This window comes from Streptomyces fragilis (genome assembly GCF_003112515.1).
Taxonomy (GTDB): domain Bacteria; phylum Actinomycetota; class Actinomycetes; order Streptomycetales; family Streptomycetaceae; genus Streptomyces; species Streptomyces fragilis.
In genome coordinates this window covers 45543-68014 of record NZ_BEVZ01000012.1, presented here as the reverse complement: position 1 = coordinate 68014, position 22472 = coordinate 45543, and the positions used below count along the sequence as shown (strand labels likewise).

Annotated in this window: 24 protein-coding genes; 15 read left to right on the top strand and 9 right to left on the bottom strand. The window is 73.5% G+C overall.

The window, feature by feature from the left end; all coding sequences use genetic code 11:
• Nucleotides 1-21 precede the first annotated feature (21 nt).
• Nucleotides 22-714, bottom strand: coding sequence for a DUF305 domain-containing protein (locus tag Sfr03f_RS29080; protein WP_245967823.1), 693 nt, complete (start codon nucleotides 712-714; stop codon nucleotides 22-24).
• A gap of 161 nt (nucleotides 715-875) precedes the next feature.
• Here Sfr03f_RS29080 and Sfr03f_RS29075 point away from each other — a divergent pair, with 161 nt between their 5' ends.
• Nucleotides 876-2366, top strand: a complete 1491-nt coding sequence (locus Sfr03f_RS29075; protein WP_159105755.1) for an LVIVD repeat-containing protein — start codon at nucleotides 876-878, stop codon at nucleotides 2364-2366.
• Between the two features lie 269 nt (nucleotides 2367-2635).
• Here Sfr03f_RS29075 and Sfr03f_RS29070 read toward each other — a convergent pair whose 3' ends face one another.
• From Sfr03f_RS29070 to Sfr03f_RS29055, 4 genes are all read right to left on the bottom strand, one after another.
• The gene (locus Sfr03f_RS29070; protein ID WP_245967822.1) at nucleotides 2636-3343 is read right to left on the bottom strand and encodes an HAD family hydrolase; all 708 of its coding nucleotides are present in this window, start codon (nucleotides 3341-3343) and stop codon (nucleotides 2636-2638) included.
• Nucleotides 3340-4092 (bottom strand): phosphatase PAP2 family protein, encoded by a 753-nt coding sequence (locus tag Sfr03f_RS29065; protein WP_108957195.1) that lies wholly within the window; start codon nucleotides 4090-4092, stop codon nucleotides 3340-3342. The genes Sfr03f_RS29070 and Sfr03f_RS29065 overlap by 4 nt, the downstream gene beginning before the upstream one ends.
• Before the next feature lie 101 nt (nucleotides 4093-4193).
• Nucleotides 4194-5138, bottom strand: coding sequence for a M56 family metallopeptidase (locus tag Sfr03f_RS29060; RefSeq protein WP_108957194.1), 945 nt, complete (start codon nucleotides 5136-5138; stop codon nucleotides 4194-4196).
• A 115-nt stretch (nucleotides 5139-5253) separates the two neighbouring features.
• Nucleotides 5254-5919 (bottom strand): DUF5134 domain-containing protein, encoded by a 666-nt coding sequence (locus Sfr03f_RS29055; RefSeq protein ID WP_108957193.1) that lies wholly within the window; start codon nucleotides 5917-5919, stop codon nucleotides 5254-5256.
• Nucleotides 5920-6125: 206 nt separating this feature from the next.
• Between Sfr03f_RS29055 and Sfr03f_RS29050 the strand changes: the two genes are divergently transcribed.
• Together Sfr03f_RS29050 and Sfr03f_RS29045 are read left to right on the top strand one after the other, a co-directional pair.
• The gene (locus Sfr03f_RS29050) at nucleotides 6126-7889 is read left to right on the top strand and encodes an FUSC family protein (protein WP_108957192.1); all 1764 of its coding nucleotides are present in this window, start codon (nucleotides 6126-6128) and stop codon (nucleotides 7887-7889) included.
• Nucleotides 7886-8437 (top strand): MarR family winged helix-turn-helix transcriptional regulator, encoded by a 552-nt coding sequence (locus Sfr03f_RS29045; RefSeq protein WP_108957191.1) that lies wholly within the window; start codon nucleotides 7886-7888, stop codon nucleotides 8435-8437. Before Sfr03f_RS29050 ends, Sfr03f_RS29045 begins: the two co-directional genes overlap by 4 nt.
• A gap of 19 nt (nucleotides 8438-8456) precedes the next feature.
• Here the strand turns inward: Sfr03f_RS29045 and Sfr03f_RS29040 are convergent, their stop codons facing one another.
• The gene (locus Sfr03f_RS29040) at nucleotides 8457-8861 is read right to left on the bottom strand and encodes a VOC family protein (protein WP_108957190.1); all 405 of its coding nucleotides are present in this window, start codon (nucleotides 8859-8861) and stop codon (nucleotides 8457-8459) included.
• A 27-nt stretch (nucleotides 8862-8888) separates the two neighbouring features.
• Here Sfr03f_RS29040 and Sfr03f_RS29035 point away from each other — a divergent pair, with 27 nt between their 5' ends.
• Nucleotides 8889-9458 carry a GNAT family N-acetyltransferase gene (locus tag Sfr03f_RS29035; protein WP_108957189.1) on the top strand — a complete coding sequence of 190 codons (570 nt, stop codon included), beginning with the start codon at nucleotides 8889-8891 and terminating at the stop codon, nucleotides 9456-9458.
• A gap of 6 nt (nucleotides 9459-9464) precedes the next feature.
• Here Sfr03f_RS29035 and Sfr03f_RS29030 read toward each other — a convergent pair whose 3' ends face one another.
• Nucleotides 9465-10133 (bottom strand): glycerophosphodiester phosphodiesterase, encoded by a 669-nt coding sequence (locus Sfr03f_RS29030; protein WP_108957188.1) that lies wholly within the window; start codon nucleotides 10131-10133, stop codon nucleotides 9465-9467.
• Between the two features lie 250 nt (nucleotides 10134-10383).
• Here Sfr03f_RS29030 and Sfr03f_RS29025 point away from each other — a divergent pair, with 250 nt between their 5' ends.
• The 4 genes from Sfr03f_RS29025 to Sfr03f_RS29010 all read left to right on the top strand — a co-directional run bounded on the left by Sfr03f_RS29025 (nucleotide 10384) and on the right by Sfr03f_RS29010 (nucleotide 14346).
• A complete protein-coding gene (locus tag Sfr03f_RS29025) occupies nucleotides 10384-11790 on the top strand; it encodes a DUF6421 family protein (RefSeq protein WP_108957187.1) in 1407 nt (468 codons plus the stop codon).
• A gap of 67 nt (nucleotides 11791-11857) precedes the next feature.
• Nucleotides 11858-12610: an SDR family NAD(P)-dependent oxidoreductase gene (locus Sfr03f_RS29020; protein ID WP_108957186.1), complete on the top strand. Its 753-nt coding sequence runs from the start codon at nucleotides 11858-11860 to the stop codon at nucleotides 12608-12610.
• Complete coding sequence (locus Sfr03f_RS29015) at nucleotides 12607-13680, top strand: threonine aldolase family protein (RefSeq protein ID WP_108957185.1); 1074 nt, start codon at nucleotides 12607-12609, stop codon at nucleotides 13678-13680. The genes Sfr03f_RS29020 and Sfr03f_RS29015 overlap by 4 nt, the downstream gene beginning before the upstream one ends.
• A 75-nt stretch (nucleotides 13681-13755) precedes the next feature.
• Entirely contained in the window at nucleotides 13756-14346 is a 591-nt protein-coding gene (locus Sfr03f_RS29010) for a transglutaminase domain-containing protein (RefSeq protein WP_108957229.1), read from the top strand.
• A gap of 49 nt (nucleotides 14347-14395) precedes the next feature.
• On the opposite strand, the gene Sfr03f_RS29005 is transcribed toward Sfr03f_RS29010, so the two are convergent.
• Nucleotides 14396-15121, bottom strand: coding sequence for a lysophospholipid acyltransferase family protein (locus tag Sfr03f_RS29005; protein WP_108957184.1), 726 nt, complete (start codon nucleotides 15119-15121; stop codon nucleotides 14396-14398).
• Between the two features lie 235 nt (nucleotides 15122-15356).
• Here Sfr03f_RS29005 and Sfr03f_RS29000 point away from each other — a divergent pair, with 235 nt between their 5' ends.
• The 5 genes from Sfr03f_RS29000 (at nucleotide 15357) to Sfr03f_RS28980 (ending at nucleotide 19812) form a co-directional block, all read left to right on the top strand.
• Nucleotides 15357-15722 carry a thioredoxin family protein gene (locus Sfr03f_RS29000; protein WP_108957183.1) on the top strand — a complete coding sequence of 122 codons (366 nt, stop codon included), beginning with the start codon at nucleotides 15357-15359 and terminating at the stop codon, nucleotides 15720-15722.
• A gap of 14 nt (nucleotides 15723-15736) precedes the next feature.
• The gene (locus tag Sfr03f_RS28995; RefSeq protein WP_159105754.1) at nucleotides 15737-16336 is read left to right on the top strand and encodes a flavin reductase family protein; all 600 of its coding nucleotides are present in this window, start codon (nucleotides 15737-15739) and stop codon (nucleotides 16334-16336) included.
• A 194-nt stretch (nucleotides 16337-16530) separates the two neighbouring features.
• Nucleotides 16531-17316, top strand: coding sequence for an electron transfer flavoprotein subunit beta/FixA family protein (locus Sfr03f_RS28990; RefSeq protein ID WP_108957182.1), 786 nt, complete (start codon nucleotides 16531-16533; stop codon nucleotides 17314-17316).
• A gap of 54 nt (nucleotides 17317-17370) precedes the next feature.
• Entirely contained in the window at nucleotides 17371-18345 is a 975-nt protein-coding gene (locus Sfr03f_RS28985) for an electron transfer flavoprotein subunit alpha/FixB family protein (protein WP_108957181.1), read from the top strand.
• A 192-nt stretch (nucleotides 18346-18537) separates the two neighbouring features.
• Nucleotides 18538-19812, top strand: a complete 1275-nt coding sequence (locus Sfr03f_RS28980; protein ID WP_108957180.1) for a DUF6986 family protein — start codon at nucleotides 18538-18540, stop codon at nucleotides 19810-19812.
• Nucleotides 19813-19835: 23 nt separating this feature from the next.
• On the opposite strand, the gene Sfr03f_RS28975 is transcribed toward Sfr03f_RS28980, so the two are convergent.
• The gene (locus tag Sfr03f_RS28975) at nucleotides 19836-20828 is read right to left on the bottom strand and encodes a LacI family DNA-binding transcriptional regulator (RefSeq protein ID WP_245967829.1); all 993 of its coding nucleotides are present in this window, start codon (nucleotides 20826-20828) and stop codon (nucleotides 19836-19838) included.
• 170 nt (nucleotides 20829-20998) lie between these two features.
• Between Sfr03f_RS28975 and Sfr03f_RS28970 the strand changes: the two genes are divergently transcribed.
• Together Sfr03f_RS28970 and Sfr03f_RS28965 are read left to right on the top strand one after the other, a co-directional pair.
• Nucleotides 20999-21958: an ROK family protein gene (locus Sfr03f_RS28970; RefSeq protein WP_245967821.1), complete on the top strand. Its 960-nt coding sequence runs from the start codon at nucleotides 20999-21001 to the stop codon at nucleotides 21956-21958.
• Nucleotides 21959-22140: 182 nt separating this feature from the next.
• Nucleotides 22141-22437, top strand: coding sequence for a hypothetical protein (locus Sfr03f_RS28965; protein WP_108957178.1), 297 nt, complete (start codon nucleotides 22141-22143; stop codon nucleotides 22435-22437).
• The last annotated feature ends 35 nt before the right edge of the window (nucleotides 22438-22472 follow it).

Below are 22472 nucleotides of genomic sequence, written 5' to 3'. Positions count from 1 at the left end.
CCCGCGGCCGAGGGCGCCGTCTCAGCCGCGGCGCATGTCCTCCATGCGCGCGATCTCGGTGGTCTGGGTGGCGATCACGTCGTCGGCCATCTCCTCGGCCCGGATGTTGTTGCCGCCGGCCTTCACGTCTCCGGCCATGGCGATCGCTCCCTCGTGGTGGGCGATCATCAGATCGAGGAAGATCCGGTCGAAGGCGGCGCCCTCGGCCGCCCGGAGCTCCTTCATCTGCCGGTCGGTCGCCATCCCCTGCATCTTCGCGTGCTGGTGTCCCGCGGTGTCCTTCTCCGCGCCGTGCTCGTCCAGCCAGCCCTTCATCATGTCGATCTCCGCGCCCTGCACGTCGGCGATGCGCGAGGCCAGACCCTTCAGCTGCTTCGACTTCGCCCGGTCCGGGGCGAGCCGGGCCATCTGCAGGGCCTGTTCGTGGTGCTGGATCATCATCTGCACGTAGGCGACGTCGGCCCCGTTGGGGGAGTCGTCCTCGCGGCGGTGCTCGGCCGCGTCCTCGGGGGACAGTGTCTTGTTCGCCTCCCCGGGCCTGCCCGGCGCGAGAACCGAAGACCCCTTGGCGGTACCGGACTTGGCGTCGGAGCCGGAGTCGCAGCCGCCGAGCGCGAGGACGGCCAGGGCCAGCGAGGCGGTGACGAGCGAAGCTCGTGTAGCGCGGCGTACGAGCACGGCGACCTCCCGGGGGAAGAGCGATTGACGGTTCATCGTGTCTGCCGTCGACTGTCCTAGCACGGTTTCAGCTGCGCGTGATCAAAAAATCTTATGGCAATCACATTGCGCTCTATTGATCTGTGCATGATGCAGACGATACTCAGGGGCGTCCGTGCCCGCTCGGTTGCGCGCACGGGTCGACGAGGGAGGACGAAGTGCTCAGACGAAACCCCCGAACGCACCGCGGACGGCTGGGGATCGCGGCCACCGCCGCCGGTCTGCTGGCCGCTCTGCTCACGGCCACCCCCGCCGGGGCCGTACCCGGCCCGGGAGACATCCCGGAGAAGAAGATCTCCAGCAGCGCCCAGGCCGAGGTCGAGGCGGCCATCGAGAGCGGCGAGATACCCGGCGTGGACGAGATCGTCCACAGCGACAACATCGAGCACGTCAGCAACACCCCGAAGGACCTGCTGCCCGGCACCAACTCGGACCTCGCCTTCCAGGGCGACTACGCGTTCTCCGGCAACTACGACGGCTTCAAGATCTTCGACATCAAGAACCCGAAGAAGCCGAAGGTCGTCGCCCAGGTGCTCTGCCCCGGATCGCAGAACGACATATCGGTCTCGGGCGACCTGCTCTTCCTCTCCACCGACTCGTCGCGCAGCGACGACTCCTGCAACAGCACCACGCAGCCGGTGACGGAGAAGTCCTCCTGGGAGGGCATGAAGATCTTCGACATCAGCGACATCAGGAACCCGCAGTACGTGGCGTCCGTCGAGACCGCCTGCGGCTCGCACACCCACACGCTGGTGCCGGACCGCGACGACGTCTACGTCTACGTCTCCTCGTACTCGCCGAACGCCGCCTACCCGGACTGCCAGCCTCCGCACGACGGCATCTCGGTCATCAAGGTCCCGACCGACGCGCCCGAGACGGCGGCCATCGTCAACTTCCCGGTGCTCTTCCCCGGTGAGGGCGAGCTCGGCGGCGGCAACCCCGGCTCCCCGGTGAACCCGGGCGTCTCCCGCACCACCGGCTGCCACGACATCACCGCCCTTCCGTCCCGGAAGATCGCGGCGGGCGCCTGCATGGGCGACGGCATCCTGCTGGACATCTCCGACCCGGCGAACCCGAAGGTCATCGAGCAGGTCCAGGACAACGTGAACTTCGCGTTCTGGCACTCCGCGACCTTCAACACGGACGCCGACAAGGTCGTCTTCACCGACGAGCTCGGCGGCGGCGGCATGGCCACCTGCAACGCCGAGATCGGTCCCAACCGGGGCGCCAACGGCATCTACGACCTGGTGGGCAAGGGCCGCAACCTGGAGCTGCGCTTCGCCGGCTACTACAAGATCCCGCGCCACCAGGCCGAGACCGAGAACTGCGTCGCGCACAACGGCTCGATCGTCCCGGTCAGGGGCAAGGACATCATGGTCCAGTCCTGGTACCAGGGCGGCGTGTCGGTGTGGGACTTCACCGACTCGGCGCACCCGAAGGAGATCGCCTACTTCGAGCGCGGCCCGCTGCCCAACGGCGCCGGCGGCGGCACCTGGTCGACGTACTGGTACAACGGCTACCTGTACTCGAACGACATGGCCAAGGGCTTCGACGTCCTGAAGCTCAACGACAGGCGCACCAACCAGGCCAACGGTGTGCACCTGAAGGGCCTCAACGCCCAGACGCAGCCGGAGTACTTCAAGCGGTGACCCGGGACCGGACGGCTGGCCAGGCCGTCCGGACCCGTTCCGGCACACCCGGCCCGCCGTGCGGCCCCTCCGCACGGCGGGACCGTCGTTTCCGGGCGGCACGCTCCACCCCGCGGGTCGTCGGGCCCCCCGCCCAACGGCGGGCGGGGTCCGGCCGGGGGAACCCTCCGAGAAACCCGTTGACCGCGCGGCAGCCCGGCGACATCCTGGTGGGCCCGTCCGGGGCGACGCGGGGGAGCGCCTCGGACGGGACCGGGCCCGACCGCCCCCTAGGCGGGAGCCGTGACGGCCGCGAGGACTCCGCGCAGCGCGTCGGGCCGCAGGCCGGCCGGGAGATGGTCGACGAAGTGCACCGCGCAGCCGAGCACGGCCGCGCCGCCGTCGGCCCGGCGGTCGTCACCCACCATCAGCGTCCGTCCGGCCTCCGCGTCCAGCGCGTCCAGGGCGATGCGGAAGAGCTCGGGCTCCGGCTTCTGGACCCCGTGCTCGAACGACAGGGTGTAGGCGTCGACATAGGGGTCGAGCCCATGGGCGCGGAACACGGGGCGCAGGTCCCAGCCGATGTTGCTGACCACACCCACGCGCAGGCCACGGGCGCGCAGCTCCCGCAGCACCTCCAGGGCGTCCGGGTAGGGCTGCCAGGCGGCGGGTGTCATGTGCCGGTCGTACAGCGCGTCGTGCAGCGCCGGGTCCGGCAGCGCCACCCGGCGGGACAAGCCCGTGTAGACATCCCGGTGCAGCTCCGGGGTACGGTCGCGGATCCGCCAGGCGTCCGCCAGCTCGGCGGGCAGCTCCCGGGGGGCCGGGCCGCCGGGCAGTGCCCCCGCCTCCTCGAGCGCGCGGGCGGTGCGGGCGATCTCGTCCTCCGCCATGGGTGTGCCGGTTTCGCGCAGCACGGCGCGCAGCCAGGTCTCCGCGGGCTCGACGCGCAGCAGCGTTCCGGAGAAGTCGAACAGCACGGTGGTGTAGGCGGTCACGGACGCGAGCGTAGACCCGTACGGGGCCGCGCGGTGGGGCGCGGACCCGACTTCCTCAGCAGGGGCAGACGTTCGTGCACCACGAGCGCCGCGGCCACCACCAGCGCGCCCAGCAGCCAGCCGCCCACCACATCGGACAGCCAGTGCACGCCCAGCCAGACCCGGGTGAGCCCCACGCCCACGACGGAGACGGCCGCCACGGTCACGGCCGCGCGCCAGGCCCCGCGCCCGACGCCCCGGCGGTGCAGCACCCACAGCAGCAGCGCGCAGCAGACCGTCGCCGTCATCGCGTGACCCGAAGGGAAGGCGGCGTACCGGGCGTGGTCCACCGGGTCGGGCCACACCGGACGGGGCCGGGCGACGGCGGCCTTGAGCACCTGCTGCGTCAGGGCGGCCACCAGGACGACGCCCAGCAGCCACAGCGCCGACCACCACTGTCCCCGCCGCCAGGCCAGCCACACGGCGACCGCGAGGGTCAGCGCGCGCAGCGTGAGCGGGTCCCAGACCCAGTCGGTGAGCACCCGGAAGAGCGCCGTGAGCCCGTCCTCCCGCACCGCCCAGCGGTGGGTGGTGCGGGCCACCTCCGCGTCCAGGGTCATCAGCGGCTGCCAGGAGGCGTCCACCAGGGCGAGCAGCACCAGGGAGCACGACGCCAGCACGACGGCGGCCCGCAGAGCCGTGTCGTGCAGCCGCGACGGCGGTCCGGGAGGAGGTGCGGTGGGGGGCGAGGCATGCGGGGAGAAGCGCATGGGGCCGATACTGACCCGGCCCGGCTCGCTGAAACCCCCCTTTCGGGCCCTCCTGTCCCCGATGACCCGCGAAGGGCGGGGGCGGTTGGGCCGTCCGGCGGTCAGCCGAGGTGCAGCACGCCCAGCCCCGGCGCGAAGGCGATCAGCAGCGGGACCGCCGGGACCAGCGCGCCCGCGGCGGTCAGGCCGAGGCGGCGCACCGGGCTCAGCCGGCGCGGCGGGGTGATCAGACGGTGGACGCGGCGAGGGACGTCGTCCTGCCCGGCGGAGGGCGTGGGGCCGAAGACGCCACGGTCCTCGTTGAGGCCCACCAGGGCCAGGGCCACGGCCAGACGCCCGTGCCGGCGGGAGGCCGAGTCGTCGGCGGCCAGCTCCACCAGCCGGTGGATCTCGTCCCGGAACGCGGAGAACACCGGCACCCGCGGAAAGCCCTCGGCCAGGGCCGAGGAACAGTGCAGCAGCCAGTCGTGACGCGCCCGCGCGTGCCCCTGCTCGTGGGCGAGCACCGCGTCCACCTCCCGCTCGCCCAGGCGGCGCAGGGCGGCCGTCGTGATCACCAGGCGAGGCGTCGGGCCGGGCAGCCACCAGGCGTCCGGCCGGTCGCCCTCCAGCACCACCAGCCCCTCGCCCGCAGCGGCCTCGCCGGGCAGCGCGGGCGCCCGCTCCAGCAGCGCGGCCCGCTCCCGGCGGAGACGGGAGCGGGCCCGCACCACCTCGCGGGCCAGCATGGCCCCCGTCCACAGCGCCCCGGCGGCCAGCGCCACCGCGGTCGCCGCGGCCCACGGCCCCGCGACGCCGCCGGGGACGTACACGTCGACCACGTCGCTGGGAGCAGGCGCGAAGACCCGGCCGCGCACCGCCTGCCAGGCCGCGGCGGCGCTGAGCGTCATCGACAGCGCGAAGCACAGCAGCACGGCCGCGACGACGCACTGCCAGACCCAGAGAGCGACCACGGGCTCCCGGTCCACATCGGCCCGCGCCAGAAGACGGGGAGCGACGACGGCGGTCAGTGCGCCGAGCAGCAACAGTGCCGCGGGGACCATCATGGAGGCAGCGTAGGATCCCCGCCCGCGCCGTGGAACCGGCCCGCGCACCGAGTGACGCATGCCACGGCGCCGTCCGTCCGGCCGAGGACCTCCGCCCTCGCGACGCGGGCGGCTGTCACATCGTCAGGAGCATCGCCAGCATGGCGATCCCCATCCCCAGCCGGCACGCCCGGGCCAGCTCCGGCCGGTCCCCCCAGCGCACCGCGCCGACGGCCGGAGCCGAGGACGGCGCCGGCGTCGAGGAAGCCGGGACGCCCGCGGGCCCCGACGACCGCGCGGGCCCCGACGGTCCCAGGGCCCCCGAGGGAACCACGGTCCTCGGCCGCACGGCGGGCTCGGGCGGGCCCGCGGGCAGCAGCCGGGCGCCGGAGAGGAGGACGTACCCGGTGAAGTAGACCAGCAGAACACCCGTCAGTAGGGGCAGGCCCGTGACGCCGTGACCCGCGTGGCCGGCCGGCGCCGCAGTCATCGCCAGCGCCATGTACACCATGGCCAGCGAGCCGACCGCGTGATGCAGGTGGTGCGCGCCGCGCCGGGCGGCCCACAGCGCGTGCAACGCCGCCCCGGCGAAGACGGCCGCGTACACCGGCCACACCCAGCGGGGCGGGTCCAGGGCGGCAGCGGGGACGGCCATCGCCGCCATGCCGAACCCCATCACCGCCTCCCCGGCGGCCGTCCTGCGCTGCTCCTCCACGTCGCTGGCCGTCCGCAGGACGCAGTACGCGCCCGCCGCCGCGCACAGGGCCACCAGCAGCCATCCGGTCGTGACCGGTCCGTGCACTCCCGCCCCCTTGGTCGAGGTGCCGCCTCCCCGGCGGTCGGTCGAGGGATGCCCGTCCCGGACGGCGCGCATACGGGCGCAGGGGGGCGTACGGGGAGCATCTGGCCGGAGCGTGACGGATGCCGCAGGTCTTTTACCGGTGAAACACCTGCTAACGTCGTAGGGGAACACCGCTCCGTCTCCGCCGTCGCACGAGGAGGACCCCTTTGGGACGCCCGCCGCTGCTCAGGGTCCTGCGGCCCGGCCGCCCGGCCGAGATCTGGTACAAGCACGCCGTCAGCGTGGTCGTGGCCACCGCGCCGCCCAACCTGCTGCTCGTCGCCCTGGACCGGCTCGACCTCGCGATGTACACGATGGCCGGCTCCCTGTGCGCCCTCTACGCCCACAACCGCCCCTACGCGGCCCGGGCCCGGGCGCTGGCCCTGGTGGTCGCCGGCATGGTCGCCGGTCTCGCGGTGGCGCTGACCGCGGCCTCGCTCACCTCCTCGGGCGTGGTGCTGGTCGCCGTGGGTGCGGTGCTGGCCGCGCTGCACAAGGCGCTCTGCGACGCGACCCGCATCGGGCCGCCGGGGAACGTGATCCTCACCTTCGTCTCCTCGGCGGCGCTGTTCGCCCCGCAGACCCTGGGCGAGGTCCCCGGTCACGTCGGACTCGCCCTCGCCGCGGGCGCGTTCTCCTGGCTGGTGGGCATGGCGCCGGGCGTCCTGCGCCCGCACGGGCCCGAACGCCGGGCCGTCGTCCAGGCGCTGGGCGCGGTCGCCCGGTACGCGGAGGCCGCCCGGCCCCTGGAAGCCTCCGCACCCGTCGCGTCCGGGCCGTCCGCCGCCTCCGGGCCGTCCGCCGGGTCCGCGCCGTCCGGCGCGTCCGGACCGTCCGCCGGCCCGCACGGCGAAGCGGCCCGCGCGGACGCCGCCGCGGCGGTGCAGAACGCCTGGCAGACCCTGCTGATGACCGGCCGGCGCTCCGCCTCCCGCCGCCCCCTCGGCGCCCTGCTCGTGCGCGCCGAGTCCGTCCTCGCCGCACCCGCCCCCGACGACGCGGCCGTGCTGCGGGAACGGGCGAGTCGGCTGCACGGCCTGAGCCGCGTGCCGGACACCGCCGGGCCCGTACTGGACGCGGAGGGCGAGGGAGAACTGCTGGGCGTCGAGGTCGAGCGGGCCTCCGCCACCCCCTCGCTGCTGCGGCGCCTGGCGCCGCTGCGCGCCGTGGCCCTCCGCACGCTGCTGGGCTGCGCCCTGGCCGGCTGGGCCTCGCTGGCGCTGGGCATCGGGCGGCCCTACTGGGCCCTGGTCACCGCCGCGGCGCTGTTCCAGACCACCCTCTCGCTGACCTGGAACCGCGGCGTCCAGCGGGTCGTCGGCAACCTGGCGGGCGTGCTGCTCTTCGTGCTCCTGGCACCCGTCGCCCACCTGAACCAGTGGACGCTCGTCCTGACCGGCCTCGCCCTCAACTTCGGCGCCGAGGCGCTCATCTCCCGCAACTACTGGCTCGGAAGCGTCTGCGTCACCCCGATGGCCCTGCTCATCACCGAGTACGCCCAGTGGCAGGACACCCCCGGCCTGGTGGTCGACCGGGCGGTGGACACGCTCGTCGGGGCGCTGGTCGGCCTGCTGGCCGCCGCGGTGGTCACCGACCGCCGGGCCGTGGACCGGGTGACCGTCGCACTGCGCCACGCCGAGGCGGCGCGGCACCGGGCCGAGGCGCTGCTCGCCGCTCCCGCGACCGGCCCCGGCACCCTGGCCGTGGCCCGGCGGGAGCTGGCCGCGGCCCTGGTCGGTCTGCGGGGCGCGACCCAGGCGGCGTCCGGCGAGTGGTGGGCGCGGGCGCTGCCCACGCAGGACGTGACGACGGAGGAGCGGGCGGGACACCGTACGCTCGCGGCGACGGTACGCCACCCGGGCCCCGGCACCGCCGCGACGGCGGGTCCGCGGTACCGCCCGGCCACGACCACGGAGGACGCCACGTCATGACGGACAACGGGGACCGCACCGGCGGGGGAGGCACGGGAGTCGAGGGTCCGGCGGACACGGTCGCCGCGGTGGTCCGGCAGTGGCGCGAGGTCCTCCCCGAGCTGGACACCGAGCCGATGCACCTGATCGGCCGGATCAACCGCAGCGCCGCGCTGCTGCGGCAGGCCGAGGAGGCGCCCCTGCGGCGGGCGGGACTCACCCGGGCGGAGTTCGAGCTGCTGGGAGCCCTGCGCCGCACCGGGCGGGAGCTCACGCCGGGCGACCTGGCCCGGGAGACGTTCTCCTCGGGAGCGGCGGTGACCAAACGGCTCAAGCAGCTCGCCGCACGGGACCTGGTGGACCGGCGCGCCGACGCCAGGGACCGGCGGGTGGTGCTGGTGCGCCTCACCGAGACGGGCCGGGAGACGGTCGACGCGGTGCTGCCGCAGCAGCTGTCCTTCGAGGCGGACGTCCTGTCCGGGCTGGCCGGCGACGAACGCGACCGGCTCGCGGCCCTGCTCGGCAAGCTCCTGGGCCAGCTGGAGGGGCGGATCCCGCCCATGCTGTGAATCGGCCCGGCGGTGCGGCTCAGATGCCCGGCCGGTACCGCAGCGGATGGTCCGCGGGGATCTCCACCAGTACGATCGGCAGGCCGTCCGGGTCGGCGATCCACATCTCGATCAGCCCCCAGGGCTCGCGCACCGGCTCCCGGACGATCTCCACGCCGCGCTCCGCCAGCTCCTCCCGCGCCGCCGCCACGTCGGCGACCTGGAGCCACAGGCGGACCGGGCCGCCCGGGGCGGCGGGCTCGGCGGGCTCCCGCCGCCCCGACAGCTCCAGGAACCCGCCGCCGAGGAAGTACACCGTCCCCCGTTCCTCGCCGGCGCCGAACTCCCGGTACACCGCGAGGCCGAGCCTCTCGCCGTAGAACGCCCGGGAGGCCGCCGGATCGAGGGGGCGGACCAACGTCCTGCCGCTCAGTACATGCACCATGGGCGGCAGCCTAGACACGGAGAGAAGATGCACCCGACCGACCACGCCGCCCTTCCGCTGGTCTTCCGCGACGCCACCGCCGAGGACGTCGACGCCCTGGTCGACCTCATCCAGTCCGCCTACCGCGGCGACTCCAGCAGGTCCGGCTGGACCACCGAGGCGGACATCCTCGACGGACAGCGCACCGACGCGGCGGGGGTGCGGGAGGTCCTCCACCACCCCTCGGGCCGCCTGCTGGTCGCCGAACGCGACGGCCTCCTGGTGGCCTGCTGCCAGCTGGAACACCGGGGGGACCACGCGTACTTCGGCATGTTCGCGGTACGGCCCGGCCTCCAGGGCGGGGGAGTGGGCCGGGCCGTCCTGGCCGAGGCCGAGCGCCACGTCCGCGTGAGCTGGGGCGCCACGGAGATGCACATGACAGTGATCACCGTGCGCGAGGAGCTGATCGCCTGGTACGAGCGCCGGGGCTACCGCCGCACGGGGAGGACCAGCCCCTTCCCGTACGGCGACGAGCGGTTCGGCCGACCCCGCCGCGACGACCTGGAGTTCGAACTGCTGGTGAAGGAACTCACCGTTCCCGGGGTCGGCCCCGCCTGACCGGGGTCAGCCCCGCTTGATCTCCGGACGGTCGGTGACCACCCCGTCGAGCCCGAAGGCGTGCGCGAGGCGCAGCTGCTCCGGGGTGTTGACCGTCCAGGCCAGGACGCGGAGGTCCGCCTGCCGGGCCCGCTGCATCGTCTCCAGGGTGAGGCGGCGGATGTTCAGGGACATCGTGCGGGCCCCGGCGCGGACCGCCCGGTCGACGACCTCCGCGTCGTAGCGGCTCGCCACCAGCGCCGTCCGCACGCCCGGCACCAGGCGGGCGATCTCCTCGACCGCCTCCGCGTGGAACGAGATCACCTCCACCCGCTCCACCAGGTCGCGCCGCAGCAGCACCTCGGCCAGCCGCTGCGCGGCCGCCACGTCCTTGATCTCGGCCTGCAGCGGCGCCGTGACCGCGTCCAGCACCTCCTCGAACACCGGAACGCGCTCGCCCGCCCCGGCGTCCAGTGCCCGCAGTTCCTCCAGCGTCCGCTCGGCGATCGCCCCCGTGCCGTCGGTGGTGCGGTCGACCGTCGCATCGTGCATCACCACCAGCGCGCCGTCCTTGCTCAGGTGCAGGTCCAGCTCGATCACGTCCAGACCGGCCTTCTCGGCCGCGACGAACGAGCGCAGCGTGTTCTCCGGCTCGACGCCCATGAGTCCGCGGTGGCCGATGGTGAGGAAAGACAAGATCTTCTCGCTCCCGTGCGGGTGTGCTTCTTCTTCGAAACCTTCGGAGGTCCCCCGTCCCGCAGCCTAGGGGCCGCTGCCTCGCGGCGTGTTCCGACCCGGCCCGGATGTCACCCGGACAGCCGCTTGACAGTAAAATCGCCGCTCAAACGGGGCAGGCACAGCAAGTTTTCCCAAGATCCCCCCTTGCTGAAAAAGAAGATGGTGCTTACGGTGAGTCCACCCGAGGTACTCCCGTGGAGGGCGAGACATGACGGAGGTTCTTGTGCAGGTGGGCACTCAGGGGCAGCAGCAGGGTCCCGGGACGCGGGTGGTCGACCACCCGGCGTGGCCCGCGCTCAAGGGCGCGGTGGAGCGCATCCGACCCTGGCAGGGCAAGGACGGCTCCATCGACCTCGCCGCCGGCGGCGCCCCGTCCCGTGACGAGGCCGAGCGCGCCGTGACCGAGGTGATCGACGCGGTCACCGCGCTGGCGCCGCTCCTGCCGCACGACGCGGCCTACCACGAGGCGCTGGTCGAGGACCTGCGCCGGTGGGCCGAGGGCGGCTTCGGCGTCCCGGACTTCCTGGACTCGCTGATGGCCTTCCAGCCGGCCGAGCGCCGCGAGGACGGCCTGCAGCACCTGGTCGTCTTCCCGATGTACACGCAGAACGGCAACCCGGACCGCAACCTCGAGGCCGTCGTGCTGCGCATGGTGTGGCCCGACTGGCTGGCCGAGCTGGAGCGGACCCGCTACGACAACCCGCTCTTCTGCGCCATCACCTTCGAGGACTTCACCTCCGGCTACGACACCAACTCGGCCGTCCTCTTCCCGGAGACCGTCGCCGTCCGCGAGGCCCCCGAGCGCTTCACCTGGGGCGGCATCTTCTGCGACCGCGAGGCCGCGCGCTTCCGCCGGGTCACCGACGCCGCCGTGGACATCCTCGGCCTCCGTCTCCCCGAGGACGTCGCCGCGATGCTCGACGACCAGCAGCGCTGCCAGGACGCGTTCGTGCTGTGGGACCTGGTCCACGACCGCACGCACAGCCACGGCGACCTGCCGTTCGACCCGTTCATGATCAAGCAGCGCCAGCCGTTCTGGATGTACGGCCTGGAGGAGCTGCGCTGCGACCTCACCGCCTTCAAGGAGGCCGTGAAGCTCGAGGCCGAGGGCGTGCCGCAGGCCCGCGACGTGCAGATGGCGGTCCTCTTCGACCGCATGTTCCGCTTCCCGGTCACCGGTGAGCGCCACCGCAACTACGACGGTCTCGGCGGGCAGCTGCTCTTCGCCTACCTGCACAAGCACGACGTGGTCCGCTGGACCGACAACAAGCTGCACATCGACTGGCAGCGCGCCCCCGAGGTCACCAACCAGCTCTGCGCGGAGATCGAGACGCTCTACCGCGACGGCATCGACCGGCCGAAGCTGGTCCACTGGTTCGCGGGCTACGAGCTGGTCTCCACCTACCTCGCGCCGCACCCCGGCTCCCGGTGGGCCAAGGGCCCCGACGCCCTCGACCTGACGCAGCCGCCGCGCAAGCTGGTCGACGACGTGCTGCCGGACGAGTTTCCGCTGAGCATGTTCTACGAGGCCCTCGCCAAGAAGCTCAAGCAGGTGATCGCCTCGACCAAGGGCATCACCGCCGAGACGGGCGGCGAGCTGCCCGCCGCCGCGTAAGGCGGATCCGCGGCCCGGCCCAGCAGGAGGCCGGACGAGTCAGCGACACGCCTGGGAGGCGAGAGCGATGGGGAACGGAAACGGAGCGCTCGAGGGGGCGGTCGTCGCGGTGGCCGGCGCGGGCGGCGCGGCCGGAAGGGCGACGCTGCTGCGCCTGGCCGAGGCCGGCGCGGTGGTCGTCGCCTCGGACAACGACCCGGTGCGCCTGGCGGAGGCCGTGGACGCGGCCCGTTACGCGCACGGCGGGGCCACGGTCACCGGCGAGCCGGTCGACCTGCTGGACCTCGGGGCGGCGCGCGCCTGGGCGGCCGAGACCGAGAAGGAGTACGGCCGGATCGACGGCCTGGTGCACCTGGTCGGCGGGTGGCGGGGCAGCGCCTCCTTCCCGCAGACCGACATGGCGGACTGGGAGCTGCTGGAGAAACTGCTGGTCCGCACCGTCCAGCACACCTCCCTGGCCTTCCACGACGCCCTGGTGCGCAGCGACCGCGGCCGGTTCGTGCTGATCAGCGCCGCCGGGGCGGCGAAGCCCACCGCGGGCAACGCCGCCTACGGCGCGGCCAAGGCCGCCGCCGAGGCCTGGACGCTGGCCCTCGCGGACGCCTTCCGCAAGGAGGGGGGCGAGGAGGGGCCGGCCGCGGCGGCTGCCATCCTGGTGGTGAAGGCACTGGTGCACGACGCCATGCGCGCCGAGCGCCCGAACGCGAAGTTCGCGGGCTTCACCGACGTCAAGGACCTGGCCGAGGCCGTCGCCGGCGTCTGGGACGAGCCCGCCAGTGAAGTGAACGGAAACCGTCTGTGGCTGACCGAGAAGCCGTGAACCCTCCGAAGACCGACGCGCGCCGGCGTCACGACCCGTCGGTCCGCGGCTTCGCCAGCGACAACTACGCGGGGGTCCACCCCGAGGTGCTCGCCGCCCTGGCCGTGGCCAACGGCGGGCACCAGGTCGCCTACGGCGAGGACGTGTACACGGAGCACCTCCAGCAGGTCGTGCGCGGCCACTTCGGCGCCACCGCCGAGGCCTACCCGGTCTTCAACGGCACCGGCGCCAACGTGGTGGCGCTGCAGGCCGTCACCGACCGCTGGGGCGCGGTGATCTGCGCGGAGAGCGCGCACATCAACACCGACGAGGGCGGGGCGCCGGAGCAGGTCGCCGGCATCAAGCTGCTCACCGTGCCGACCCCCGACGGCAAGCTCACCCCCGAGCTGATCGACCGCCAGGCGTTCGGCTTCGAGGACGAGCACCGCGCGATGCCGCAGGTCGTCTCCATCACCCAGTCCACCGAGCTGGGCACCGTCTACACACCCGAGGAGATCCGCGCCGTCTGCGAGCACGCCCACGCCCACGGGATGGCCGTCCACCTCGACGGCTCCCGGCTCGGCAACGCGGCCGCGTCCCTGGACGTGCCCATGCGGGCGTTCACCAACGCGGCGGGCGTCGACCTGCTGTCGCTGGGCGGCACGAAGAACGGCGCCATGTTCGGCGAGGCCGTCGTGGTGATCGACCAGGAGCGGGTGCGGCGGATCAAGCACCTGCGCAAGACCTCCATGCAGCTGGCCTCCAAGATGCGGTTCGTCTCCGTGCAGTTCGAGGCACTGCTGTCCAAGGACCTGTGGCTGCGCAACGCCCGCCACGCCAACGAGATGGCCCGGCGGCTCGCCGAGGGCGTCCGGGCGGTGGACGGCGTGGAGATCCTGTACCCGGTGCAGTCCAACGCGGTCTTCGCCCGGCTGCCGCACGCGGTGACCGAGCGGCTGCAGAAGCGCTTCCGGTTCTACTTCTGGGACGAGGCGGCCGGCGACGTGCGCTGGATGTGCGCGTACGACACCTCCGAGGACGACGTCGACGCGTTCGTCGCCGCCCTCAAGGAGGAGATGGCGTCCCGCTGAGCCACCCTGTGCATAGATATGCGATCGTCCGCAAAACAATTGACCGCAGACGGTCGCATTTCTATGATCTCGGCCATGCAGACGATCCAGCAGACGCCCGACCTGTCCGCGTATCTCGCCGCGTCCGAGGTGGTCGATCACGAGCACCCGGCTGTGCGGGAGCTCGCCGCGGAGCTCGCCTCGACGGCCGAGGACTCGTATGACTATGCGCGCGCCGCTTTCGAGTACGTGCGCGACGCGATCCCCCACTCGCAGGACGCGGACGACCCTCGGGTCACCTGGCGCGCCTCCGACGTGATCCGGCTGCGCACCGGCATCTGCTACGCGAAGGCCCACGCACTGGCCGCGCTGCTGCGGGCCGAGGACATCCCCACGGCGTTCTGCTACCAGCGGCTCGACGACGACCGGGGCGGCTTCGTGGTGCACGGCCTGGTCGCCGTCCGCTTCAACGGCGCCTGGCACCGCCAGGACCCCCGGGGCAACAAGCCGGGGGTCGACGCGCGGTTCTCCCTGACGCGGGAACGGCTGGCCTTCCCGGTGGACGCCTCGCGGGGGGAGCGGGACTACCCCGAACTGCACGCCGAGCCGCACCCGGCGGTGCTCGCCGCGCTGCGCGGGGCGCGTGACCGCGCCGGACTGTGGCGGACGCTGCCCGCGGAGCTGTGACGCGCGGGCAGCGGGGAAGGGCCGTGGCGCGGGAGGGGCCCCGGGCGCCTCAGTGCTTCTCGCGGCGGGCGACTTCCTCCGGCGTCGGGGCCGTGCCGCCCAGGTGTGCCGGGAGCCACCAGGAGTCCTCCGCGCCGGAGGGCTGGTCCGGGTAGTCGCGCCGGGCGTCGTCCAGGAGGTCCTGGATGCGATCGCGCAGACGCGCGGTCAGCTCCTCGGCCGTGCCCTCGGCGGTGTCGATCGGCTTGCCGATCCGGATCGTCACCGGGGTGTGGCTGCGGCTGAAGTCGCGCTTGCGGCCCTTGGTCCACAGGCGCTGGGTGCCCCAGAGCGCCATCGGGATCAGCGGGACGCCGGACTCCTGCGCCAGCCGGGCCGCGCCCTTCTTGAACTCCTTCAGGCAGAACGACTGGGAGATGGTCGCCTCGGGGAAGATGCCGACCACCTCGCCCGACCTCAGCGAGTCCAGGGCGTGCGTGTAGGCGGCGTCACCCTTGCGGCGGTCCACCGGGATGTGGCGCATGCCGCGCATCAGCGGACCGGACACCTTGTGGCGGAAGACCGAGTCCTTGGCCATGAAACGCACCAGGCGCTTGCTGGGGCGGGCGGCGTACCCGTCGAAGATGAAGTCGAGGTAGCTGATGTGGTTGCTGGCCAGCACCGCGCCCCCCGCCCGAGGTATGTTCTCCGTTCCGCGCATGTCGATCTTCAGGTCCCAGGCCTTGAACAACGACAAGGCGAGACCGATGACGGGACGGTAGACAAGCTCTGCCATGGGCGGGACGAGCCCCTTCTTTCCGAGTGACTGCCGGGGAAGGGGTTACCGCTCCCGGCCGATCCAACCTACGCGGCCGTAACTTACGGGCGCGTAGAGATGTTGCCCCAAGAACGGGCAAAGGACCAGATGAAGTGCCTGGTGGGGAGGAGATCCTCGTCACGTCCCCCGAAATGGCCCCTGACCGGGGAATCCTCACCCCCCGTCCACCGCTGACGATCACGGACAGGTCATCATGGGAGCGCCGCGACGGCGGCGGAGCGGAGGAGTGCGGGTGAGCGGGCGCGACGGTGGTCCACGCATCGACGTGACGGTGCTCGGCGACGGCGCCGGCCGGCGGGCCACCCTGCTGCAGTTCTCCACCGCCTTCTGCGCGCCCTGCCGCGCGACACGGCGGGTCCTGGCCGAGGTGGCCGCGATGGTCCCCGGGGTGACCCACGTGGAGATCGACGCGGAGGCCCACCTGGAGCTGGTGCGCGCGCTGGAGATCGAGGCCACCCCGACCACGCTGGTGCTCGACGCGGACCGCCGCGAGGTGCGCCGGGCCGCCGGAGTGCCCCGCAAGGCCGATGTGATCGCCGCCCTGGGGGAGGCGATATGAGGAAGGACACCCGTATGGCGGCCCAACCCGTGACGGCGCTCCCCGTGGAGACGGCGGCGGCCGTCCCGCCGCAGCCGGGCGCACGGGCCGAGGCGCCGGGCCACGCGGGGGCCGGTTCCGCGACGGTCGACGGCGGCGGTACTCCCTCCGACCTGCTGCGCTCCGTCTTCCGGCGCCACGCCGCCGGTGTGGCCGTGATCACCGCCGGTCACCAGGGGCGCCCGTTCGGCTTCACCGCCACCTCGCTCACCTCCGTCTCCGCGGAACCCGCGCTGGTGTCGTTCGGCATCAGCGAGCGGTCGTCCTGCTGGCCCGCCGTCGCCCGGGCGGAGTACGTGGGCGTCCATCTGCTCGGCGAGCACCAGAGCGAACTGGCCGCCACCTTCGCCCGCAGCGGGGCGGACCGCTTCGCCCCGCCGACCGCGTGGCGCGAGGGACCCGAAGGCGTTCCGGTGCTGGACGACGTGATCGCCTGGCTCGTCTGCCGCCCGGTGGCACGCATACCCGCCGGGGACCACCGGATCGTGGTCGCCGAGGTCACCACCGGGGACCCGGCCGGGGCGGGGCGTCCGCTCCTCTATCACCAGGGCCGCTTCGGCGGTCTGCGGGCCTGACATACCGGCCGTTACGCAGCGTTACCCACGTCACACCGCAAAGCGCTTGCTTAGCCGGGTGCCGAGAGGTGTACTACTGGCGGGTAATTTATTCGTCGGGGGGCAGACACTCCCCGGACGGAAGAGGCGGCTTCGGACGCATATGCTGCGTGACAGGAAGCAGCCCGACATGACGATGCAGTAGGAGAGCCGGCGTGAGCCTGAGGATCGTTGTCACCGTGAAGTACGTGCCTGACGCCACCGGCGACCGGCACTTCGCCGACGACCTGACCGTCGACCGCGACGACGTCGACGGTCTGCTGTCGGAGCTCGACGAGTACGCCGTCGAGCAGGCGCTGCAGATCGCCGAGAACGCCGACGACGCCGAGGTCACCGTCCTCACGGTCGGCCCCGAGGACGCCAAGGACGCCCTGCGCAAGGCGCTGTCGATGGGTGCCGACAAGGCGATCCACGTCGAGGACGACGACCTGCACGGCACCGACGCCATCGGCACCTCCCTGGTGCTTGCCAAGGCGATCGAGAAGGCCGGCTACGACGTCGTCATCTCCGGCATGGCCTCCACCGACGGCACCATGGGCATCGTGCCGGCGCTGGTCGCCGAGCGCCTGGGCGTCCCGCAGGTCACCCTGCTGTCCGAGATCGCGATCGAGGACGGAAAGGTCACCGGCCGCCGCGACGGCGACGCCGCCTCCGAGCAGCTCGAGGCCTCCCTCCCGGCCGTCGTCTCCGTGACCGACCAGTCGGGCGAGGCGCGCTACCCGTCCTTCAAGGGCATCATGGCCGCCAAGAAGAAGCCGGTGGAGTCCTGGGACCTCTCCGACCTCGACATCGAGGCCGAGGAGGTCGGTCTGGAGGGCGCGTTCACCAAGGTCGAGGCCGCCAACGAGCGCCCGGCCCGCACCGCCGGAACGATCGTCAAGGACGAGGGCGAGGGCGGCAAGCAGCTCGCCGAGTTCCTCGCGGGCCAGAAGTTCATCTAAGGCCCACCCCGCCGACCGCCCCTCAGACTTCGCATTCGCAGGAGATCGAATCCCATGGCTGAAGTTCTCGTCTACGTCGACCACGTCGACGGCGCCGTCCGCAAGCCCACCCTCGAGGTGCTGACCCTGGCCCGCCGCATCGGCGAGCCGGTCGCCGTCGCCCTCGGCGCCGGCGCCGCGGCCACCGCCGCCACCCTCGCCGAGCACGGCGCGGTGAAGGTGCTCACCAACGAGGCCGCCGAGCTCGCCGACTACCTGGTCGTCCCGAAGGTCGACGCCCTCCAGGCGGCCTACGACACGGTGTCCGCCGGGGGCTCCCTCGCCGCCGTCCTGCTGCCCACCTCCGCCGACAGCAAGGAGATCGCCGCGCGTCTGGCGCTGCGCATCGGCTCCGGCATCATCACCGACGCCATCGACGTCGAGGCCGGCGCCGACGGCCCGGTCGCGACCCAGTCGGTGTTCGCCGCCTCCTTCACCACCAGGTCCGTGGTGTCCAAGGGCACCCCGGTCATCACCGTCAAGCCGAACTCGGCCCCGGTCGAGGCGGCCCCGGCCGCCGGCGCGGTCGAGGAGCTCCCGGTGACCTTCTCCGCCCTCGCCACCGGCACCAGGATCGTCTCCCGCACGCCGCGTCAGTCGACCGGCCGCCCGGAGCTGACCGAGGCCGCCATCGTGGTCTCCGGCGGCCGTGGCGTGAACGGCGCCGAGAACTTCGGCATCATCGAGGCCCTCGCCGACGAGCTCGGCGCCGCGGTGGGCGCCTCCCGTGCCGCCGTCGACGCCGGCTGGTACCCGCACACCAACCAGGTCGGCCAGACCGGCAAGTCGGTGTCGCCGCAGCTGTACATCGCCAACGGCATCTCCGGCGCCATCCAGCACCGCGCCGGCATGCAGACCTCGAAGACCATCGTCGCGGTCAACAAGGACCCCGAGGCCCCGATCTTCGAGCTCGCCGACTACGGCGTCGTCGGCGACCTGTTCCAGGTCGTCCCGCAGCTGACCGAGGAGATCAAGACCCGCAAGGGCTGATCCCCGCACGCCGCGCCCGAGGGCCCGCCGCCGCATCGCCGGCCGCGGGCCCTCGGCGTGCGCGACGGCGGTCGCCGCAGCCGCCGGTGCGGTGCGCGTGCCGGGTGAGGCGCTGTTGACCGTGGAGCGGACCGGCCGTTAGCCTCCCGCCGAGTTCAACGATCTGTTGAAACGCCGAGAGGGGCGCCCCGTATGAGCCAGGCCGTGCCGACCTCCCTGTCCGGCGCGGTCCACGACCGGCTCGACGCGCTGCTCGCGCCCGCCGACGCCGACCTCGCGCGCCGCTACCCCGGCGACCCGGGCGCCCGCCGTCCCGTCCACACCGTCTACGTGCCCGCCGACCGCTTCACCGCCGGCACACCCCGCGCCTGGGGCGACCGCGCCCTCGCCGCGCTCGACGAACACGCCCCCGACGCCGCCGCGTTCGCCGCCGTGCTGGACCTGCCCGCCGCACTCGCCGGTCCGGTGTACGCCCGCGTGCGCGCCAAGCTGGAGCGCGAACCCGTCGAGGACCTCCGGATCGACTTCGAGGACGGCTACGGGCACCGCCCCGACGACGAGGAGGACGCGCACGCCGCCCGCGCCGCCCGGCTGCTCGCCGAGGCACGCCGCACCGGGGAGGCACCGCCCTTCGCCGGCATCCGCATGAAGTGCCTGGAGGCCCCGGTCCGCCGCCGCGCGGTGCGCACCCTCGACGTCTTCCTCACCACCCTGCGGGAACACGGCCCGCTGCCCGAAGGCCTGCTGCTGACCCTGCCCAAGGTGACCTCCGCCGAGCAGGTGACCGCCATGGTCCGGCTGCTCGAGGAGTGCGAGAAGGCCCTCGGACTCGCGCCGGGGCGGCTTCGCTTCGAGATCCAGGTGGAGACCGCCCAGGCGGTCCTCGGCCCGGACGGCGCCGCCACGGTCGCCCCGATGATCCACGCCGCCGAGGGCCGGGCCACCGGGCTGCACTACGGGACCTTCGACTACAGCGCCGCCCTCGGCGTCTCCCCGGCGCACCAGGCGAGCGACCACCCGGTGGCCGACCACGCCAAGGCCGTGATGCAGGTGGCCGCCGCGGGCACCGGCGTGCGGGTCAGCGACGGCTCCACCAACGTGCTGCCCGTGGGCGGCACCGAGCAGGTCCACGCGGCGTGGCGCCTGCACCACCGGCTCACCCGGCGGGCGCTCGCCCGCGCCTTCCCGCAGGGCTGGGACATGCACCCCGGTCACCTGCCCACCCGGTACGCCGCCGTGTTCGCCTTCCACCTCGAAGGGCTCGACCGGGCCGCCGACCGGCTCGCCCGGTACGCCGCAGGCGCCGAGGGCGACGTCCTGGACGAACCCGCCACCGCCCGCGCGCTGGCCGGCTTCCTGCTGGCAGGACTCGACTGCGGCGCCTTCGACGAGACCGAGGTGACCGGACGGACCGGGCTGACCCGCGCCCGGATCGAGGCCTACGCCCGGCCGGGAGCGGCGCGGTAGGACCGTCGGTGGGCATCGCGGGGTCAGTCAACCGGCGGCAGTTCCCCCGACCCCCGCACCACCAGCCGGGTGGGCAGCTCCACCACGGACGGCTCCAGCTCGGCCTGGGCCATCCGGGCGAACAGCCGCTGCGCCGCCACCCGGCCGAGCCCCGCCGGATCCTGCGCCACCACGGTGACCGCGGGACGCAGCAGATCCGCCAGCTCGAAGTCGTCGAAGCCCACCAGCGCCACCGGGCGGTGCGGCTGCCGCTCCGCGAGGACCCGCACCACCGTCACCGTCACCCGGTTGTTGCCGGTCAGTAGGGCCGTCACGGGATCCGGGCCGTCCAGCATCTCCTCGGCCGCCCGCCGCACCCGCTGCGGCGCGGTGCTCCCCACGGACACCCGGTCGGGCCGCACCGGCAGTCCGGCCTCCTCCATCGCCGTGCGGTAGCCGCGCAGCCGCTCGTCGGAGGTGTGGATGCCCGGCACGTCCCCGATGTAGCCGATCCTCCGGTGGCCGTGCGCGATCAGGTGCGCCACCCCGGCCCGCGCGCCGCCGTGGTTGTCGGAGAGCACCGTGTCCGCCTCGACGGCACGGGCCGGGCGGTCCACGAAGACGGTGGCGATCCCGGCCCGCATCTCCGGCTCCAGGTACCGGTGGTCCGTGCCCGCGGGCACCACCAGCAGACCGTCCACCCGCCGGGCGCACAACGCCAGCGCCAACTCCCGCTCGCGGTTCGCGTCGTGGGCGCTGGAACCGTTGATCAGCAGGGTGTCGTGGGCACGCGCCACCTCCTCCACCGCGCGCGACAGCGGCCCGTAGAAGGGATCGGCGAGGTCCTCGAGTATCAGTCCCACGGTGGCGGTGCGCCCCTTGCGGAGCACCCGGGCGCTGTCGTTGCGGCGGAACCCGAGGGCGTCGATCGCCTCCTGGACCCGCCGCCGGGTCCCGGCGGTCACCCCGGGCTCCCCGTTGACCACCCGGGACACGGTCTTCAGACCCACGCCCGCGCGGCTCGCCACGTCCTTCATCGTGGGGCGGCTGCCGTAACGGGCGGGCGGACGGCCGGCGGTCAGGGTCACGATGCGCAGGTCCTGTCCTGGGAGGGCGGATTCGGGAGGGGGCAGGGGGCGAGGCGTGGCGACGAGCATAGAGTGCGGACATCGTTGTCAGGCAGGGAAATCGCAGGAAAGCAGGGGACATGACGCCCATGGACACCGCGCCCTCCGGTGCAGGCCTGGTGGCGGCGCTCGACGTCGGCGGGACGAAGATCGCGGGCGCGCTGGTGGACGCCGACGGGCGCGTTGTGCTGCGCGCGCGACGCCCCACGCCCGCGGCGGAGGACGGCGCGACCGTGATGGCCGCGGCGGCCGAGGTGCTCGGCGACCTCCGGGACTTGCCGCTGTGGGCCGCCGTGCAGGCCGTCGGGATCGGCAGCGCCGGCCCGGTCGACCGCGCCGCGGGCTCCGTCTCGCCGGTCAACATCCCCGGCTGGCGCGGATATCCGCTCCGCGAGCGGGTGCGGGACCTGGCCGGGGGACTGCCCGTGCAGCTGATCGGTGACGGGGCCGCCGTCGCCGCGGCCGAGCACTGGGTGGGCGCCGCCAGGAACAGCTCGCACGCCCTGTGCATGGTGGTCTCCACCGGCGTCGGCGGCGGCCTGGTCCTCGGCGGCCGGGTGCGGCCCGGACGTACCGGCAACGCCGGGCACATCGGGCACATCAGCGTCGACCTCGACGGCGACCCGTGCCCCTGCGGCGGCCGCGGCTGCGTCGAGGGTCTGGCCCGGGGCCCGGCCATCGCCCGGCGGGCGCGGGAGAACGGCTGGCGCCCCGAGCCGGGCGGCGAGGGGTCGGCCGCCGAGGTGGCCGCGGCCGCACGGGACGGTCACCCCGCGGCGGTGGCCGCCTTCGCAAGGGCCGGGCGCGCCCTGGCGGCGGCGATCGCCGCGGTGGCCGCGCTGGTGGAGATAGAGGTCGCGGTCGTCGGCGGGGGAGTGGCGGAGGCGGGGGAGGTCCTGTTCGCCCCGCTGCGCCGGTCGCTCCCGGAGTACGCCACGCTCGCGTTCACCCGGGGTCTGCGGGTCGTCCCCGCCCTCACCGGGCCGGACGCAGGCCTGATCGGGGCCGCGGCGGCGGCGCTGGGGCGGGTCGACGGGTGACGGGGGGCCTGACACCGGGAAGCGCAGAACGGGGACGTCCGTGCCGATCGGTTGCGCGTGATATGGGCGTAAATTGACGTATTGAGTCGATTTGCTGAACATGTCGGGATGGAGCGCGACCGAGTCAGGGTGTGCCGGGCGTGTCACCGTGACCGATGGCCCGCCTGCGGTGTTGTCACGGCATGAAGAAGCGCAGCATGCTGGCCATCGCCTCCTTCGCCGCCGGGTGCGTCCTCGCGGCGGTCTCGCCCTCCCACGCGGAGGGCGAGGAGGCGGAACGTCCTGTCGAGGACGTGCACAGCACGGTGGAGGAGCTCACCGGCGACGACAGTATCGCCCGCCACGAGGTCTTCGGCCCGACCGCCGGGACCACTCTCCACGAGGGCGTGACGTACCTGGACGGGACGGAGTCGTTGGAGGCGCTGGAGACACTGGAAGCGCTGCCCGCGCCCGACGCGGGCGTATGGCCGGTCCTCTGAGCCGCTGACGTCCGTGGTCGTTGCCCGGCGTCCCG